This window comes from Mucilaginibacter celer (assembly GCF_003576455.2).
Lineage (GTDB): Bacteria > Bacteroidota > Bacteroidia > Sphingobacteriales > Sphingobacteriaceae > Mucilaginibacter > Mucilaginibacter celer.
In genome coordinates this window covers 2,708,704-2,726,971 of sequence record NZ_CP032869.1, presented here as the reverse complement: position 1 = coordinate 2,726,971, position 18,268 = coordinate 2,708,704, and the positions used below count along the sequence as shown (strand labels likewise).

18 protein-coding genes are annotated in these 18,268 nt (G+C 43.2%); 10 read left to right on the top strand and 8 right to left on the bottom strand.

Going from position 1 to position 18,268, the window contains the following annotated elements; translation table 11 throughout:
- Positions 1-58: 58 nt before the first annotated feature.
- The 4 genes from HYN43_RS10750 (at position 59) to HYN43_RS10735 (ending at position 3,477) form a co-directional block, all read left to right on the top strand.
- A complete protein-coding gene (locus HYN43_RS10750) occupies positions 59-1,024 on the top strand; it encodes a PhoH family protein (protein ID WP_119409350.1) in 966 nt (321 codons plus the stop codon).
- A gap of 144 nt (positions 1,025-1,168) precedes the next feature.
- Positions 1,169-2,113 (top strand): phosphoribosylaminoimidazolesuccinocarboxamide synthase, encoded by a 945-nt coding sequence (locus HYN43_RS10745; protein WP_119409349.1) that lies wholly within the window; start codon positions 1,169-1,171, stop codon positions 2,111-2,113.
- Between the two features lie 50 nt (positions 2,114-2,163).
- Positions 2,164-2,541 carry an STAS domain-containing protein gene (locus tag HYN43_RS10740; RefSeq protein ID WP_119409348.1) on the top strand — a complete coding sequence of 126 codons (378 nt, stop codon included), beginning with the start codon at positions 2,164-2,166 and terminating at the stop codon, positions 2,539-2,541.
- A gap of 21 nt (positions 2,542-2,562) precedes the next feature.
- The gene (locus HYN43_RS10735; RefSeq protein ID WP_119409347.1) at positions 2,563-3,477 is read left to right on the top strand and encodes a ribonuclease Z; all 915 of its coding nucleotides are present in this window, start codon (positions 2,563-2,565) and stop codon (positions 3,475-3,477) included.
- A gap of 74 nt (positions 3,478-3,551) precedes the next feature.
- Here HYN43_RS10735 and HYN43_RS10730 read toward each other — a convergent pair whose 3' ends face one another.
- Positions 3,552-4,496: an MlaD family protein gene (locus HYN43_RS10730; RefSeq protein WP_119409346.1), complete on the bottom strand. Its 945-nt coding sequence runs from the start codon at positions 4,494-4,496 to the stop codon at positions 3,552-3,554.
- A gap of 109 nt (positions 4,497-4,605) precedes the next feature.
- Positions 4,606-5,541, bottom strand: a complete 936-nt coding sequence (locus HYN43_RS10725) for an N-acetylmuramoyl-L-alanine amidase family protein (protein WP_119409345.1) — start codon at positions 5,539-5,541, stop codon at positions 4,606-4,608.
- Between the two features lie 52 nt (positions 5,542-5,593).
- On the opposite strand from HYN43_RS10725, the gene HYN43_RS10720 reads away from it, so the two are divergent.
- From HYN43_RS10720 to HYN43_RS10705, 4 genes are all read left to right on the top strand, one after another.
- Complete coding sequence (locus HYN43_RS10720; protein WP_119409344.1) at positions 5,594-8,338, top strand: putative LPS assembly protein LptD; 2,745 nt, start codon at positions 5,594-5,596, stop codon at positions 8,336-8,338.
- Between the two features lie 6 nt (positions 8,339-8,344).
- Positions 8,345-9,592 (top strand): competence/damage-inducible protein A, encoded by a 1,248-nt coding sequence (locus HYN43_RS10715; protein ID WP_119409343.1) that lies wholly within the window; start codon positions 8,345-8,347, stop codon positions 9,590-9,592.
- A 42-nt stretch (positions 9,593-9,634) separates the two neighbouring features.
- Positions 9,635-11,275, top strand: a complete 1,641-nt coding sequence (locus tag HYN43_RS10710) for a dihydrolipoamide acetyltransferase family protein (RefSeq protein WP_119409342.1) — start codon at positions 9,635-9,637, stop codon at positions 11,273-11,275.
- Positions 11,276-11,489: 214 nt separating this feature from the next.
- Complete coding sequence (locus HYN43_RS10705; protein WP_119409341.1) at positions 11,490-12,149, top strand: protein-L-isoaspartate(D-aspartate) O-methyltransferase; 660 nt, start codon at positions 11,490-11,492, stop codon at positions 12,147-12,149.
- Positions 12,150-12,255: 106 nt separating this feature from the next.
- Here HYN43_RS10705 and smpB read toward each other — a convergent pair whose 3' ends face one another.
- The 3 genes from smpB to HYN43_RS10690 are packed head-to-tail and all read right to left on the bottom strand — an operon-like array spanning position 12,256 to position 15,284.
- The gene (gene smpB, locus HYN43_RS10700) at positions 12,256-12,708 is read right to left on the bottom strand and encodes an SsrA-binding protein SmpB (RefSeq protein ID WP_109608705.1); all 453 of its coding nucleotides are present in this window, start codon (positions 12,706-12,708) and stop codon (positions 12,256-12,258) included.
- A gap of 28 nt (positions 12,709-12,736) precedes the next feature.
- Positions 12,737-14,638 carry an Nramp family divalent metal transporter gene (locus tag HYN43_RS10695; protein WP_119409340.1) on the bottom strand — a complete coding sequence of 634 codons (1,902 nt, stop codon included), beginning with the start codon at positions 14,636-14,638 and terminating at the stop codon, positions 12,737-12,739.
- Positions 14,622-15,284, bottom strand: coding sequence for a metal-dependent transcriptional regulator (locus HYN43_RS10690; protein ID WP_119409339.1), 663 nt, complete (start codon positions 15,282-15,284; stop codon positions 14,622-14,624). The genes HYN43_RS10695 and HYN43_RS10690 overlap by 17 nt, the downstream gene beginning before the upstream one ends.
- 129 nt (positions 15,285-15,413) lie before the next feature.
- Between HYN43_RS10690 and HYN43_RS10685 the strand changes: the two genes are divergently transcribed.
- Positions 15,414-15,884, top strand: coding sequence for an Lrp/AsnC family transcriptional regulator (locus HYN43_RS10685; RefSeq protein ID WP_119409338.1), 471 nt, complete (start codon positions 15,414-15,416; stop codon positions 15,882-15,884).
- Positions 15,885-16,058: 174 nt separating this feature from the next.
- Here HYN43_RS10685 and ung read toward each other — a convergent pair whose 3' ends face one another.
- Complete coding sequence (gene ung, locus HYN43_RS10680) at positions 16,059-16,736, bottom strand: uracil-DNA glycosylase (protein ID WP_119409337.1); 678 nt, start codon at positions 16,734-16,736, stop codon at positions 16,059-16,061.
- Positions 16,737-16,808: 72 nt separating this feature from the next.
- Here ung and HYN43_RS10675 point away from each other — a divergent pair, with 72 nt between their 5' ends.
- Positions 16,809-17,360: a tetratricopeptide repeat protein gene (locus tag HYN43_RS10675; RefSeq protein ID WP_119409336.1), complete on the top strand. Its 552-nt coding sequence runs from the start codon at positions 16,809-16,811 to the stop codon at positions 17,358-17,360.
- A 58-nt stretch (positions 17,361-17,418) separates the two neighbouring features.
- Here the strand turns inward: HYN43_RS10675 and HYN43_RS10670 are convergent, their stop codons facing one another.
- Complete coding sequence (locus HYN43_RS10670; RefSeq protein ID WP_119409335.1) at positions 17,419-17,637, bottom strand: hypothetical protein; 219 nt, start codon at positions 17,635-17,637, stop codon at positions 17,419-17,421.
- A 98-nt stretch (positions 17,638-17,735) separates the two neighbouring features.
- A complete protein-coding gene (locus HYN43_RS10665; RefSeq protein WP_119409334.1) occupies positions 17,736-18,266 on the bottom strand; it encodes a metalloprotease family protein in 531 nt (176 codons plus the stop codon).
- Between the last annotated feature and the right edge of the window lie 2 nt (positions 18,267-18,268).

Sequence of the window (18,268 nt, the reverse complement as noted above, 5' to 3'; positions counted from 1 at the left end):
AGCTACAAATATTCAATTTTTAATTCATAAAAATCTGTAACTAAAAAATCAATTAGTATTGAACGAACTTAAGCTATCTATTGAAAATGTGAACCCCGCAGTACTTTGGGGGCCAAATAATGATCATTTTGAGATCATTAAGAAACAATACCCCAAGCTTAAAATAGTTGCGCGCGGCAGTGAAGTAAAGGTTTTGGGCGACGATAATGAATTAAATATCTTCCAGGAAAAATTTACAAACCTGATACAGCATGTTGAGAAGTTTGAAAATCTTAACATAACTGATCTTGAACGCATCTTAGGCTCGAGGGCGAATGCAAACAGCCAGCCGGCCGATGCTGCCACCGCCGATAAATTTGCAAGCGGTGAGGTAATTGTTTTTGGCCCTAACGGGGTAATGGTACGTGCGCGCACCACCAACCAGCGCCGTATGGTTGATGCCATTAACAAAAGCGACATCCTGTTTGCCATTGGGCCAGCAGGTACAGGTAAAACTTATACCGCAGTTGCTTTGGCTGTTCGAGCGTTAAAAAACAAGGAAATTAAACGTATCATCCTTACCCGACCGGCGGTTGAGGCAGGGGAGAACCTCGGCTTTTTACCCGGCGATTTAAAGGAAAAGATTGACCCATACCTGAGGCCGCTTTACGATGCGCTTGATGATATGATCCCGGCCGAAAAGCTGAAAGTATACCTGGAGAACCGAACTATCGAAATTGCGCCGCTGGCCTTTATGCGCGGCCGTACCCTGGATAACTGCTTTGTTATTTTGGATGAGGCCCAAAACGCCACCGATATGCAGCTGAAAATGTTTTTGACCCGCATGGGCCCATCAGCCAAATTTATTGTAACCGGCGACGTTACGCAGATAGATTTGCCAAAAAAACAACAATCAGGCCTGCATACGGCACTTCGCATCCTTACCGATATTAAAGGCATTGAAATAGTGTACTTAAGCGGCGAAGACGTGGTAAGGCACAAACTGGTTAAGCGGATTTTGGAAGCTTACGGGGATATACAGTAATTAGTTGATCAGAGGTTGGTGGTTAGAGATTAGTTGAAAAGCTTATTTCTGATCAGCAACCTTTGGTTTTGAAAATACAGCGAGTTTGAAATCAGAGATAGAAAATCCCTAACCTCTGATCTCTAACCTCCAATCACTAAAACAATGAACTCAATAAAAGAAACACATTTTAACTTTCCGGGGCAGACGGCTTTTTACAAGGGGAAAGTACGCGATGTTTATACGATAGATAATAAATACCTGGCCATGGTGGTTACCGACCGCATTTCGGCCTTTGATGTGGTATTGCCCGAGGCTATACCGTTTAAGGGACAGGTTTTAAACCAGATAGCCGCCCGTTTTTTAGAAGCCACTGCCGATATTGTACCTAACTGGGTGATTTCGGTTCCGGATCCGAGTGCTACTATTGGTAGGATTTGCGAGCCATTTAAGGTAGAGATGGTGATTCGCGGTTATTTGGCCGGGCATGCTGCCCGCGAGTACGCTTTGGGTAAAAGAGAGGTGTGCGGCGAGGCTTTGCCTGAAGGATTGAAGGAAAACGATATCCTGCCCGAGCCGATCATCACCCCAACCACCAAAGCATCGGTAGGGCATGATGAGGATATCTCTCGTGCTGATATACTTGCAAAAGGTATCGTATCTGAAGAAGACTATACTAAGTTAGAAGCCTACACCAAAGCTTTATATAAACGCGGTACCGAAATTGCTGCCAAACAAGGTTTAATTTTGGTTGATACCAAGTATGAGTTTGGTAAAGTTGGCGACCAGATTTACTTAATTGATGAGATCCACACACCCGATTCGTCGAGGTATTTTTACGCTGATGGTTATGCAGAACGCCAGGAAAAAGGCGAAGCGCAAAAACAACTATCCAAAGAGTTTGTGCGTAAATGGCTTATTGAAAACGGTTTCCAGGGTAAAGACGGGCAGGTTGTGCCGGTGATGACTCCCGGGATTGTTGAATCGATATCTGAGCGCTATATTGAGCTTTATGAAAAAATAACCGGCGAAACTTTTGTTAAGCCCGAAAACAATGATGTAATATCGCGTGTTGAAACAGCAATAACCGAAGCTATTGCTGCGATATGATTTTTTAATATCAGCAAAATATTTATCTTAGCTTATTAATTTTAATAAGAATGAAATTCACTGTAGATAAACACGAGAAATATATAGTATTGAAGCTTAACGAATCAAAGTTAAACTCGATAGTTACTCCACAGCTAAAATCTGAGTTGATATTGATCAACACGGAAGGGCAGCGCAATATCATTCTCGACCTATCCCAGGTAAAATTTGCCGATTCATCGGGTTTAAGCAGCCTGCTGGTTGGTCATCGCTTATGTAAAAATGCAACAGGATCGTTTATCCTTGCCGGCTTAAATGATGCCGTTGCCCGGTTAATCACCATTTCGCAGTTGGATAACGTATTAACTATCGTTCCAACAGCCGAAGAAGGTGTCGATCTTATTTTTATGGAAGAGATTGAAAAAGAACTGAAAAAAGAAGCAAGATAAACCATACATTGTTTACCCATTATGACATTTGAGGTAACAATACTTGGCAGCAGTTCGGCAACGCCGATATTTAACAGAAATCCCACTTCACAGGTGCTCAATATTAATGAGCGCCTGTATTTAATTGATTGCGGCGAGGGCACACAACAGCAAATGCTTCGCTATGATATTAAAGCAAGCCGCATCGATCATATCCTCATCAGTCATCTTCACGGCGATCATTACTTAGGCCTGGTTGGTTTATTATCATCCATGCATCTTAACGGGCGCAAAAAGCCGGTTATACTGGTTTGCCCAGCACCACTTAAAGAAATTATCGATCTGCAATTGCACTATTCTGAAACCGAGCTGCAATTTCCGCTGGAGTATATTTTTACAGATGCAGAAAGAGCCGCAGTGGTTATTGTTAACAGCGATGTTATTATCGAAACCATTCCGCTCGATCATCGTATTGCCTGCACCGGTTTTTTGTTTAAGGAGAAAAAACGCTTACGTAAACTGATCAAGGAAAAAATTGAAGGTTTGAATATTTCGGTTGCTTACTATTCGATATTGAAAAAAGGCGGAGACTATACCGACGAAAACGGCGTAGTTTACAAAAATGAGGATTTGACCATCGATTCGGCCGAGCCTAAAACCTATGTTTACTGTTCGGATACGATGTATAACGAAAGCTATTTCGCTCAAATTAGTAATGCAACCCTCTTATATCACGAGGCTACTTTTTTAAACGATATGCTGGACAGGGCCGTGATCACTCATCATACCACTGCCCTGCAGGCGGGAGAGATAGCCCTGAAAACCAATTCAAAGAAACTGTTGATAGGTCATTTCTCGGCCCGTTACCGCACCCTTGATGAGTTGCTGAATGAAGCTCAAAGCGTTTTTCCGGCAACTGAACTGGCAATTGAAGGAAAAACTTTTGCTATCGAGTAATCGATAAAGAAAATATACAAAAAGCGCCATTGCCCTATACGAGCAATGGCGCTTTTTGTTATAGCCGAGATTTCTTAATCCTTTTTACCACCAAACACAGAGAAGCTTACATAACGTTTTGGATGGGCTTTTAAATCGATAAACAGATTGTTAAGGTTGTTTGATGCATCGGTAAGGTTTTTATACATCTTGTCATCGTTTAACAATAAGCCTAACGAACCCTGGCCGGCATTGATCTTGGCAATGGTTGCCTGCAAATCGGCCATGGCTTTATTGGCGTTATCCAGCGTTTGTTTCAGGTTTGCAGCGGCGATATCGTTACTTACTTTATCAAAGTTAGCCGTCATACTGTTCAGGTGTGCAGTGCTTGTTTTTAAACTGCCCGAAACTGTTTCGGCATTGGTTAATATGGCATTAATGTGGCCGGTTTGCGAACCTACCAGGGCATCAATTTTCCTGGTTGTACCCTCCAAAGTTTGCAGCGAGTTAGCAATGCTCATAAAGCTACGATCAACATTTTTCTGGAAGTTAGGGTTCAGAATTTTGTTTACGGCCGAAAGTGACGAATCAAGCTTGCTGATCAGCATTTCGGCTTTTTTCTGGATTGGCTGCAGGCTTTCGGCCAGGCTGCCCTGGATATCGGCTTTAAGCGTATCCTTATCTTCGGCCGGAGCCTTGCTATCGCCTAACTGAAAAACAATGGCTTTGCTACCCAGCAAGTCGGTACTCTCCAGTTTGGCCAGGGTGTTTTTCGGCACTACAACATCCGGATCAATTTTAAACTCAACAACGGTGCGGCCATCGTGTTGTAATTCCATTTTCGAGATGCGGCCTATCTGGTAACCGTTTACAAGTACGGGCTTTGATACCGCTAATCCGTCAACACTGTTATAAATGGCGTAATATTTATTGGAACCAGAGAATACATCGTTGCCGCGTAAGTAACTGTATCCTAATATTAGTATTGTAATTGCGATGGCCGTAAGCGCGCCAATTTTGGTTTCGTTAGAGATTTTCATTCGGTAGAGTTTGTCCGTTGTATATGTTTGTCTGATAACCTGTAAACAGGCTTATATGTTTTGTATGTACGTTATATTTATATGCTATGTAACAGTTTACAGCGCTAAATTACTGCGAAACCTGCTCCATATCTTTTTTATAGGTTGACAGGGCCCGTACAATAGAGGCTACAATTTCGTTTTGTCCTTCTTCCGAGTTGAGGTATTTCTCATCGTCGGGATTATTGATATAGCCTGTTTCAACCAGTACCGATGGCATCGCACTATGGCAAAGTACGTAAATACCCTGCTCGCGGATGCCCTCGCTGCGGCGGCCGTCGGTATCTGTAAGTTCGCCGTTTATCAGGGTAGCCAGTTTAATACTCTGCTGGCGGAATTTGCGCTTATACTCGTTTGTTAAAATGATGGTAGTTGGATCATTGGGATCCAGCGCGCCGCCGTCAAGTTCTGTTTCTTCGCCAACCTGGTTGTTTTGAATGGCTTTTTCCTCTTCGCGGGTACGGTGTAAACCATAAACCAGCATCAGCACGCCTTTGCCCGAACGATCTGGCACGCGGACAGAGCGGTATACCGGTTTATGGCGCTTAGTGCCCACGCGCTCGTGCACAACCCTGTCTGAAAGCGAGTTGCAGTGTATGGATATAAAAATCTGTCCCTTGTTTTCGTTGGCTATTTCGGCCCGGCGCTCAAACGAAACATCATCTTCGGTGGTACGGGTCATAACGGCTTTCACACCGGTTAATTCTTTTTCTATAGCGGCCTGCAATTTAAACGCGATAGCCAGCGTTACATTCCTTTCTGATGAATATGAGCCTGATGCACCGTGCGAATAATGCCCCACATTACTTGATGGTTTACCGCCGTGCCCGGGATCGATAATAACTGTTTTTATTTTGAAACCGTTGGCGGCTACTACAGTATCTTTCAGGTTTAATGAACCTACAGTACCAGTAATGGCACCAAATGAATTAAGAGGAAAAAATGAAAGGAAACCCGGCAATACACACAAACTATAAATCAATCTTTTCAATGCCTTATTTTTCATTATTTTTGAACGCTGTTAACTATATCTGCAAAAATACTATTCATAATCAATTTTGAAATCCACAACCTTCTTTTTTCTGCTTGCAATTATATTAATAGTAAACGTACCTGTGCATGCGCGGATACATTTAAATTACAACTATGGCAGAAAGCCGGTAGCAGATACCATTATCAAACTTGATTCGCTTCGTGATAAGAAACTTCTTAAAGGTAAACAATCGGGCTCAATTACGCCACTACGCAATGGTAAGCCGGTAAATTCTTTACCTGCCAATGATACCACGAAGAAAAAGAAGAATGGCGGCCTGGAATCGGAAGTGAAGGCAACCGCCGAAGATTCGACCCATGCCGATAACGATCATAACATTCTTCACCTATACGGAAAGGCCCGCGTAACTTACGAGGATTTTGAACTGGATGCCGATTATATCCGGGTTGACAGAAACAATCACGTTGTATTTGCACGCGGTAAAATAGATCCTGTTAGCCACCGTTACCTGGGCGGCCGGCCAATCCTCAAACAAAAAACAGATAAGCCCGTAGCTGCCGACTCACTGTTTTTTAACTACGAAACCAAAAAGGTAAAAATTTATAACCCGGCGTCCGAGCAGGACGGCAATTTTATATCGGGCGGCCAGGCAAAAAAGCTGAATGATGATGAGGTAGCTTACCGAAACGTAATTTACAGTACCTGCGATTTGCCTTATCCCGATACGCACTTCGGTATAGTAATTACCAGGGGCATCGGCGAAAAAAAGCGGATTATATCCGGGCCAGCCTACCTTGAAATTGAGGGCGTACCTTTGCCGCTTGCTATTCCGTTCGGCTTTTTCCCAAAGCCGGACACCCGTACTTCTGGCGTGATCTTACCTACTTTTGGCGAGGATAATACGCTGGGTTTTTACTTGAAAGGCTTTGGATATTATATCGGTATTAATGATTACCTCGATTTAACCACCACGGGTACTATTTACTCAAAAGGATCGTACGAGTTAAGCAGCACTGCCCGGTACTTAAAACGTTATAAATATACAGGTAACGTTACCCTAAGTTTCGGGTCGCATAATTATGGCCTGGAGGGCGATCCGGCTACAAAGGACGCACACATCTACTGGTCGCATGTGCAGGATGCCAATGCTAATCCGGGTTCAACATTCAGTGCATCGGTTGATGCAGGTACGTCGGGCTTTTTCAGGAATACGCCTTCGGCAAGTAATTATAACGTTAACTCTATTGCGCAAAGCAGCTTGCGATCAAGTATCTCGTATGGCAAAACCTGGGCCGGTACGCCGTTTAACTTAAGTGTAGGTATTTCACACAGCCAGGATATTGCCCGTAAAACGGTGAGTATCGAGTTACCTACAATTGCCTTCGGTATGTCGTCAATCAATCCTTTCGACTCGAAAGACAGGGTTGGCGAACAAAAATGGTATCAGAAAATTACCTTAAGCTACAACCTGGTGGGAACCAACAAGGTGAATGCCGTGCCCGAGTCTGAATTATTTAAAAGCGAAACTTTGTCAAAAAGGCTGCAAAACGGTTTTCAGCATACTATTCCTGTAAGTTTAGGCTTAAACGTGCTTAAATATTTTCAGTTTAACAGCAGTGTTAACTATACCGAGCGCTGGTATTTTCAAAGCATTAATGAGCGGTTTGAGCGGGGAAGTATCTCGGGCTCAAATCAGTTGGTTATCGATACCATACCCGGTTTTAAGCGCGCAGGCGAATACAGCGTTAGTACCGGTTTTTCTACCAAGCTATACGGAACGGTTAACTTTAAACACGGTAACCTGAAAGCCATCAGGCATGTGGCTACGCCATCTATCAGCTTTAGCTATCGTCCTGATTTTAGTGATCCAAGCTTTGGGTATTATAAAACAGCTGTAAGCCAGGCAACCATACCATATCCTTACAGTTATCAAAAGTATTCGATATTTCAAAACGGCGTTTATGGCGGGCCTTCGGCCGGCAAGCAGGCAGGTTTGAACCTTTCTGTCGATAATACCATTGAGGCTAAGGTAAAGGCAAAAAGCTCAGACACTACCGGTACCGATAAAAAGATCACTATTTTACAGGGTTTATCGTTTTCAACTTTTTACAATTTTGCTGCCGATTCGATGAAGCTGTCTGATATCTCGTTTTCGGGGCATACGGCTATCTTTAATCAAAAGCTAAGTATCAGCTTTTCGGGCGTGTTCAGCCCGTATGTGATCAGTGTGAGCGATTCGATAGCCAACGGGCAAATTGTGCGTACCAGCAGGTATGTTAACAGGTACGCCTGGCAGGACGGCAAGTTTCCTACCTTAACGGGCCTTAATATCTCGATGGGAGGGAGCTTAAATTCAACCAAAGCTGCACCAGGCAACGCCGCACTTAATACCATCGCTACAATGAACACCAGCCAGGCACAAAGGCTGGCGCTGGTGAACAGCGATCCTAACGCTTACGTTGATTTTAATGTACCATGGAACCTGTCATTAAACTATAGTTTCAGCTATCAAAATTATCTGAATAACAAAAACACCACCAATACGCTCCAGATGTCGGGCGATGTAAATCTTACCCAAAAATGGAAGATCCAGGCCACTACCACCTATGACATTAAGGCGGCCAAATTTGCAAGTGCCACCTCGTTTTCCATTTACCGAGATCTGCACTGCTGGGACCTCGCTTTTCAGTGGATTCCGTTTGGTGTGTATAAGATGTATAACGTAACTTTAAAGGTAAAGGCATCTATCCTGCAGGATCTGAAACTGAGCAAACGAAGCGATTACAACCCACAATCAACCTTTTACTAAATAAAAATGCTGGCAGAAATAATTACCATTGGCGACGAGATATTGATAGGACAAATAGTTGATACCAACTCGGCCTGGATGGCTACCGAACTGAATAAAATAGGTTTACGGGTGAAACAGATCTCGTCGGTAAGTGATGATCGGGAGCACATCCTGAAAGCCTTGTCAGAAGCTGCCGGCCGTGCCAATGTTATTTTTATTACCGGTGGATTAGGCCCTACAAAGGATGATATCACCAAAAAAACCTTAGCCGAATATTTTGGCGTTGAGCTTGTGGAAAGCAAGGATGCCCTTGCCAATGTTGAACGCATTTTTGCCAAATACAACCGTCCGCTATTGGAGATTAATAAGCAGCAGGCACTGGTGCCCGCTAATTGCGAGGTGGTGCTTAATCACAATGGTACCGCGCCGGGCATGTGGTTTAATCACAATGGGGTAATCTATATGTCGATGCCGGGAGTACCCTTCGAGATGATGTATATGATGGAGGGGCAGGTTATCCCTAAAATAAAAGCTACGCTTAAGTTACCGGTTATCATACATAAAACCTTGCTTACGGTAGGCGAGGGAGAATCATTTTTAGCCGAGCGGATTGCCGATATTGAAAACGACCTGCCATCAAATATTAAACTGGCCTATTTGCCAAAACTGGGCCAGGTACGTTTACGTTTAAGTGCATTTGGCGAGGATGAGGCCGCGTTACAGGCGGATGTTGATCGCTTTGCTGCAAGGTTTATTGAGCGCATAGGCGCACCATTTGTTATTGACGAAGATATTCCGCTTGAGAAGGCGATACTTGATATGATGGAAAGCCGTGGCCTTACCCTATCAGTTGCCGAGAGTTGCACAGGCGGTTATTTGTCGCATTTATTTACCCAGCACCCCGGCTCATCGCATGTGTTTTTAGGTGGCGCGGTGTCGTACTCGTACGAACTAAAAGAGAGCATATTGGGTGTACGTAACGAAACCCTGTGGCAACATGGAGCCGTTAGCGAAGAAACTGTAAAAGAAATGGTGGAGGGTGCGTTGCTGAATTTTAAATCGGATTTGGCGGTGGCAATTACGGGTGTTGCAGGCCCCGGCGGAGGCACCGAAGATAAACCCGTTGGCACTGTGTGGATTGCAGTTGCAGCCAAACAAAAAACCACGATAAAGAAATACACATTTGGTGGTAAACGCCGTCAAAACATTGAAAGGAGCGCTATAATGGCGTTATCAATGTTGAATACTTTACTTGCAGAAATTGAAAAGTAACGGCGAAAATCTATAAATTTGGGGTCAAACTATATTCTACGTATGGCTAAATACCAACTATTGTTGCCAAAAATGGGGGAGAGCGTTGCAGAAGCAACTGTTATTAAATGGCTTAAAAACCCCGGAGATAAGGTTGATGCTGATGAAGCGGTAATGGAGATTGCAACCGATAAGGTTGACTCTGATGTACCCTCGCCTGTCGCTGGTAAATTAGTTGAACAACTGTATCAGGAAAACGATGTAGTGCAGGTTGGTGCCGTTATTGCAGTTATTGAAACCTATGAGCCCGACACTCCGCCACCTTTACCTGCGCAACCGGAAACTCCTGTTGCCGACGAACCTTATCATGCTAACGGCAACGGAACTTTATATCACGAATCAGTACCTTTTACAGATATAAAAGATCAGCCTGAGCTGGAGTTACAGCCTGAAAACTTGTATAACATACCAGGAGTTGATCAACTGGAACAGCGGCCTGCACCAACTGCTCCTGTTTTTAAAGCAGAAGGGCGTTTTTATTCGCCATTGGTGCGCAATATTGCTACCCAGGAAGGGATCAGTACAGACGAACTTGACCATATCCCGGGAACCGGTTCGGACGGGCGTTTAACCAAGGACGACCTGTTAAATTACCTGCAAAATAAAACCTCGCAGGTTGCTTCTACACCAGATGTATCGCAGCCCGTTGAAGCCTTTAATCCGCCGCCGGTAGACGTATCGAGCCCTCCGTCAATAGAAACGGTTATCCCGCATACAGAAGCTGTACTGCCATCATCTGCTCAGCCCGGCGTGGTTGATAGCATTGAACAACAGGAAGTTGTTACTGAAGAAGCCCAGCCGGCTGCCAATAGTTCTGAGCCTGTTCAGCCAACAGCCTCTGAGGATGCTGCTGAACCCGCTCAGGCAAAAACCGAAGAAGCTCCTGCACCTGAAAGCAAGCCTGCACCGGCTCCGGTTGCTACCTCAACTTCCGGCGCAGATGAGATTATTGAAATGGACAGGATGCGCCGCCTTATTGCCGAGCACATGGTGATGAGCAAGCAAACATCGCCGCACGTAACTTCATTTGTTGAGGCCGATGTAACCAACCTGGTACTATGGCGCGAAAAAGTAAAAAACAGCTTTGAAAAACGCGAAGGCGAAAAAATAACCTTTACCCCGATATTTATTGAAGCGGTAGTTAAGGCTATTAAAGATTTCCCGATGATCAACGTAACCGTTAACGGCACGCAGATCATTAAAAAAGCTGCTATCAACATAAGCATGGCCACAGCATTGCCAAACGGTAACCTGATAGTACCGGTTATTAAAAAGGCTGATGAACTAAACCTTGTAGGCTTAACCAAGGCCGTTAATGACCTGGCCGGCCGTGCCCGTATCGGCAAATTGCTGCCTGATGATGTTAAAGAAGGCACTTTCACCATCACCAACGTAGGATCGTTTGGTAACGTGATGGGTACGCCAATCATCAATCAGCCACAGGTTGCCATTTTGGCTGTAGGTGCCATCAAGAAAAAACCGGCGGTAATTGAAACCAAAGAAGGTGACATGATAGCTATACGCCACATGATGTTCCTTTCGCTCTCCTACGATCACAGGGTGGTTGACGGCGCTTTAGGCGGATCATTTGTACGCCGTGTAGCCGATTACCTGGAAAGATGGGATAGCTCAAGAGAGTTTTAAAATTTAACTTTAAGTGATATGAACGCCGGATTAACAGTCCGGCGTTTTTTTTTAATGGACTAAGCTGAAAGTTGTCGCCTTGTTTATCGATCATTATCGACGTCATCTTCCTGATTTTAATTTTTTATGAATGAAGCACATAAACGGCCGGAAGGTTTAAAAGCACTGTACAGGGCGGATGATGCCGAAAATCGTATTAACTTTGCCTTTGAAAATGGCTTACAAGTATATTGATAATTACCGCGAACAAGGCGCCCGGAAAAGACTGGTTGATGTTTTAAGAAAAAAAGGAATAGGCGATGAGCATGTGCTGGAGGCCATTGGCAAAGTAAAACGTCATTGCTTTTTTGATGAAACTTTCTGGAACCAGGCTTACAGGGATATTGCCTTCCCGATAGGCGAGGGACAAACCATATCCCAGCCTTATACGGTAGCCTATCAAACCGAACTGCTTCATATCCGGAAAGGAGATAAAGTATTGGAGATTGGTACTGGATCAGGTTATCAAACCTGCATCCTGTTGGAGCTTGGCGCAACGGTTTATACTATCGAAAGGCAGGAAAAACTATACCATCGCACTAAATTTGTATTGCCCAATGAAATGGGCTACAACGCGCACTTTTTTTTAGGCGATGGCTCAATTGGCAAAGCCGAACACGCTCCGTATGATAAGATCATCGTAACAGCCGGCGCGCCCACAGTGCCCGAAGTATTATTAAAGCAATTAAATATAGGCGGCATCCTCGTAATCCCTGTAGGAGATGAAGAAACCCAAAAAATGGTTACGATATTAAAGGTTGGCGAGAACGATTATGAGAAGATAGTGTTGGATACTTTTAGATTTGTACCGCTGGTAGGGGATAAGGCGTGGTAGTGTGATTTCGGATTTCGGATGTTCGATTTCGGATTTGTTTTTTTGATTTCGGATTTATTTTGATTTTTTAAATCCGAAATCCCCATTCCCAAATCCGAAATCAAAATTACCTTTTCATCACCCTATCCAGTTCAATCTTCGTGTCGCGCTCTTTCATGGTTTCGCGTTTATCGTAGGTCTTTTTACCCTGGGCTAAGCCAATCTCCAGTTTGGCAAATCCACGCTCACTAATGAACAAGGCAAGCGGAACTATTGTTAACCCTTTTTCTTCGCCACGGGTTTGAAGTTTTTTAAGCTCTTTTTTATTGAGTAAAAGGATCCTGTCGCGCTTGGCTTCGTGGTTATAGAATGAGCCGAACGAGTATTCAGAAATATGCAGGTTGCGTACATACAACTGGTTGTTGATGAATGTACAAAAGGCGTCGTTAATATTGGCTTTACCCTGGCGTATCGACTTGATCTCGGTACCAAGCAACTGAATGCCCGCGGTGTACTTATCAAGTATATGGTACTCAAAGTATGCTTTTTTATTTTTTATGTAGATGTTATCCTGGCTCATAATTTATTCGAACCACAAATTTACAAAATTAGTTTGATTGTGGCTTCACCACCAATACCGGTATGTTTACCTTATGCCTTACCGAGTTTACAGTAGTACCGAATATCAGATCTTTTAAAGCCTTGTGCCCGTGCGAGCCCATTACAATAAAATCTACACCTTCCTTTTTTACAATTTCGGCAATGGCGCTGGCCGGGTTGCCGTAGCCAATCTGGCCATCAGCTGCATAGCCAAGGTTTTTTAAGGCGCATACATATTTGTCAAGGTTGTCAAAATCTACCTGTGTTTCATTATCCATTACCTGGCCGCCATAATACCTGGCGCCCGCCGTCTCCACCACGTGTATGAGCGTATAAGTGGCGGTTTTACCTCCCTGCATAATGGCATGGCGCAAACATTCGGTATCGTTGCTCGAAAAATCGATGGTAATGCCAATATGATTATAGGTTATAGCATCAAGCTCGGTAATGGCGTTGGCTATACCGTGCGGTACGTAAGCTGGCCGGTCGTAATGTTTAAATAACAATGGCCTCAAAAACACATAAACAAGTAAGAGGCCTATTCCAATAACAATCGGTACCACAATAGTGTAGATCAGCACCGGCGACGATGTTTCGCTTATCCAATCGCCAATTTGTTCATAAACCAGTTTGGCGTTTAGGGCCACAATTAATAATGCGCTTGCCCATGATAAAACAAGTGTTAAACTATTGATGGCAAATTTGCCCATCCTTTTCCTGTCGGATGTAAAATGAATCAACGGGATAACAGCAAAGCCCAATTGCAGGCTTAAAACCACCTGGCTTAATATCAAAAGCTTACCTAAGCCATCTTCACCATAGTAAAGAATGGTGAATACCGCAGGTACAATAGCCAGCAGCCGGGTGAGCAGGCGGCGCAGCCAGGGCTCGATACGCAGGTTGATATGGCCTTCCATAATGATCTGCCCTGCCAGGGTACCGGTAATGGTTGAGCTTTGGCCCGATGCTATCAGTGCTATGGCGAACAAAGTAGGGGCTATAGCGCCAAAAATATGTTCTAATAATTTATAGGCATCCTGTATTTCGGCCACTTCAAAGTACCCATTTCTGAAAAAGGCGCTGGCGGCTAATATCAGTATGGCGGCATTAACAAAAAATGCCAGGTTAAGCGCAATAACCGTATCAAACAGGTTAAATTTTATGGCCGAGCGAAAGCCGTCTTCGGTACGGGTAATTTTACGGGTTTGCACTAACGATGAGTGCAGGTACAGGTTATGCGGCATCACCGTGGCGCCGATAATTCCTATCGCGATATATAGCATCTGCTGGCTTATTTTATCGCCCTTAAACAAATTGCCCGGAATAAAACCTTTGGCAACTTCCGCTGCATCCGGGTGCACAATAAACATCTCCACCAAAAACGACAGGCCTACTATAAATATCATCGAAATGATAAAGCCTTCCAGTTTGCGCATGCCTTTATTCATCAGGTAAAGCATCAGCACAGTATCGGTAATGGTGAGCGATACCCCCCAGATTAATGGCAGGTGAAATAAAAGTTTTAAGCCGATAGCCATACCGATAATCTCGGCCAGATCGCAGGCAACGATGGCTATCTGAGCCAGGATATACAGCCAGAAATTAACAAAGCGCGGATAAGCATTTTTTGATGCTTGCGCCAAATCAAGCCCGCGCACAATGCCCAACCGCGCCGCCAGCGATTGCAGTAACAAGGCAATCATGTTAGATACAAAAAGTACCCAGATCAGTTTATACCCAAAAGCGCTGCCGCCCGCAATATCAGTAGCCCAGTTACCGGGATCCATATAGCCAACGCTTACGAGGTAGGCCGGGCCTAAAAAAGCCAATAGTTTGCGCCAGCCCGTTTTGTTTTCGGTAGTTACCGAGCCGTGTACATTCCCTAATGATTCGTTATGAGTGTTGTTCATTTGTTATTAATAGGTTATTAGCCACTTCGCGGCTGATCTGTATTTTTTTGTTATTCAATTGAAGTGTTATCGAATGATCGTAATCAATAATATCAACTACTGTTATCCTGCAGCCTATCGTAAGTTCCTGCTTATCGAGGTATTGCAAAAACGATGGGCTGTGATCGCGCACGGCCGAGATAATACCGGTTTGATTGATCGTTACCGCCGAAACAAGTTTTAATTCATCATTACTGAAATTACCATTGCAGTCGGGGATAGGATCGCCGTGCGGGTCGTGTTTCGGGTAGCCCATAAACCGGTCGAGCCGGTCAATTAACTCCTGCGATGAGATATGTTCCATCTCTTCGGCAAGATCATGCACTTCATCCCATTTAAAATTTAATTTCTCTACCAAAAAATATTCCCACAACCTGTGTTTACGGATAATACCCAAAGCTATTTTCTCTCCCGATGGCGTAAGGCTTACACCCTGGTAGGGTATGTAGTTAATCAAAGCTTTTTCGGCAAGTTTTTTAAACATATCTGTAACCGACGATGCTTTGGTATTTAGCGAGGATGCAATGCTGTTGGTGCTTGCATTGCCGTCATTTACAGTGAGATGGTAAATGGCTTTTAAGTAGTTTTCCTCGGCTAAAGTATTCATTTAAACAAATCTAATAAAAAATTTAGACTAATCTAAAAATTTCAACGTTAAGAAATATGTTTCTGCTTAATTACTTTCACGAAAAATTAAATTTTGTAAAGCAGGGAAAATATTATATTTGCGTACACTATGGCTGCTGAATTAGATAAAATAGACCTACAGATACTCAAGATTTTACAGGAAAACGGAAGGATAACCAACCTCCAGCTATCCAACGAGATAGGGCTTTCACCGGCTCCGACGCTCGAGCGCGTGCGTAAACTTGAGAACGCCGAATACATAAAAAGCTATCATGCTTTAGTTGATGAAGAAAAGTTAGGCCTGGGTATCAAAACCTTTATCCAGATCTCGCTCGATTTTCACCAAAAGAATACTATCCAAACTTTTTTGGATGAAATTAAAACCATTAAAGAAGTTACCGAGTGTCACCACGTAACCGGGCAGTGTGATTTTTTACTGAAAGTTTACGTGCGCGACATCAAATCATACGAACAACTGATCATGGAAAAAATCAGCCGCATTACCGTGGTGAAAACATTCCAAACCATGATGATCATGTCGACCAGTAAAAAGGAGCCGATAGTGCCGCTGGAGTATTAGAAGAGCGTCAAGACTGTTAGAATCAAGAGTCAAGAAAGAGGAATTAATATTTTTCCTTTTTTCTTGACTCTTGTTATTTTCAGGCATTTCAAATCTTGGTTCCTGATTCTTGTCGTCTTGATTCTTGCCTCTTGACTCTTGTTGTTATGACTCTACTTTGTCTTATCTATCTTCTTAATGTATTTGCCAGTCAATTGGCTGCTTTCCTTCTTTTTTCAAGATCTCATTGGTTTTTGAGAAAGGTTTGCTGCCAAAAAAGCCACGATCGGCCGAGAAGGGCGATGGGTGGGGCGAGCGGATGATGAAATGTTTCTTTTCATCGATCAGTACCGCTTTTGATTGGGCAAAGGCCCCCCACAGTATAAATACGATTGCTTCTTTTTTATCTGAGATGGTTTTGATCACATGGTCGGTAAACTCTTCCCAACCTCGTTTTTGATGTGAACCCGGGGTGCTTGCCCGTACCGTTAGCGTGGCATTTAGCAATAGTACACCTTGTTTGGCCCACTCTTCGAGATTGCCGTGTGAGGGTGGTATAAAGCCGGGGATATCGCTTTGCAGCTCTTTATAAATATTCATTAACGAACGGGGGATAGCAATGCCCTTTTGTACCGAAAAGGATAAGCCATGCGCCTGGTGAGCGCCGTGATAAGGATCCTGCCCTAATATCACCACCTTAACATCCTCAAAATGGGTTGTGTTGAATGCGTTGAATATGTCGGCGTTTTTAGGGTAAACAACCTGGCCCGATTCGCGCTCGCTTTTTAAAAAATCCCGCAGTTTTACCATGTAAGGTTTATCAAATTCCTGTTCTAAAACCTCAAGCCATGATGGTGGTAATGCAATCGCCATAAATATTGATATAGATGTTGGTTAAGCGTACAAATAAACAGATATTTGTGCTAATATATAGTATCACAAATTATGTCAAACATTGTTCGGTTAGTTATTGCCTGTGTGGTGATGGGTGCTGCAATTGCACTGTGTGCATTTGGTTTTTGGGGTTGGGGCATTTTAGTTTTGTTTTTGGGCGGTATCATCCTGCTCAGCTTCTTCTTTAACGAGAATATGATCATTGCGCAGTATTTTCTGCGTAAGGAAGATTCGGCTAAAGCCGAAGAGTGGTTATTGAAAATAACCGATTATGAAAAACAGTTATATAAAAGCCAACACGGTTATTATAACCTGTTAATCGGTTTGATCGAGTCGCGCAAGGCGCCTTTAAAGGCAGAGAAATATTATAAGAAAGCATTATCGCTGGGTATGAAAATGTCGCACAACACGGCATTGGCAAAATTAAGCCTTGCAGGTATAGCGATGGCCAAGCGTGATAAACGTGAAGCAACGCGTTTATTATCAGAAGCATCAAAAGATGATAAGAACAAATTGCTTACCGAGCAAATTAAAATGATGAAAGGCCAGATGGCGCAAATGGATAAACAGCAGGTAGTTAGGGGTGGTTACCGCCAGTTTTAAACAGAACAAAAAAGAAAAAGATTAAAAAAATAAAAGGGACGCGAAAACCGCGTCCCTTTTATTTTTCTTCAATAGCGCTGAAATAATCAGGCGTTGCAGAGTGATTTTGGTATGGTTGAACGTAGCTGTCAGTATATGATGAATATTCCGGACCTTCAGAGGGATTGGCTACTTCAACAAGTTTCAGTAAACTCCTGATGAACGACAGGTTAAAATTATTCCTGTTTAATTTGATCAGGTATTCGTTTTCGGTTATCTCTAATATTGAGTTAGTCATAATGCGTATGAGTTGTATTATACAATAATAAAGAATAACTTAAAAATAAAAGTTTTCCTTTTTTTATGATTTTGTTAACAAATTGTTACCGAGACTAATTATGACTTGAAAATAAGCGATGGTAAGCCAACCCCAATGGCTATTCCATAAAATAAATCGGCCCAAACAATACGTAATATATTAAATAAATATATAAGGCCGGTAATTGGAAAGGAGATGATTGCCAGCACGTTACCGCTTTTGGCCTCTGTTTTAGCCTGCTCATATAAATTATTTGCATCCTGGTTGGATGGGATGGCGTGCATGCCAATAGAAATTCCAAGCCACATTAAAAAATATGACAGCGGATGCTCTACCTCAAAAAAGCTGATCGGCATGTAAGCGGGAATGCAGATCAGTAAACATAAAAGTGTATTTACAAAAAACGGCCCCATACTTATCAGGAATGTAGTATAAAAGTTGGTGGTGTTTTCGTGAATTACATAACCCAATGGATTGGCAAACCTGAAATAACACACCTCAAAAACAGCCACTTTACGCAGCCTGCAAAAAAGCAGGTGGGCAAACTCATGAACAATAACGCCTGGAAATGTGGCAATAGCTATTACAATACCTGGAATAAAAAACATAA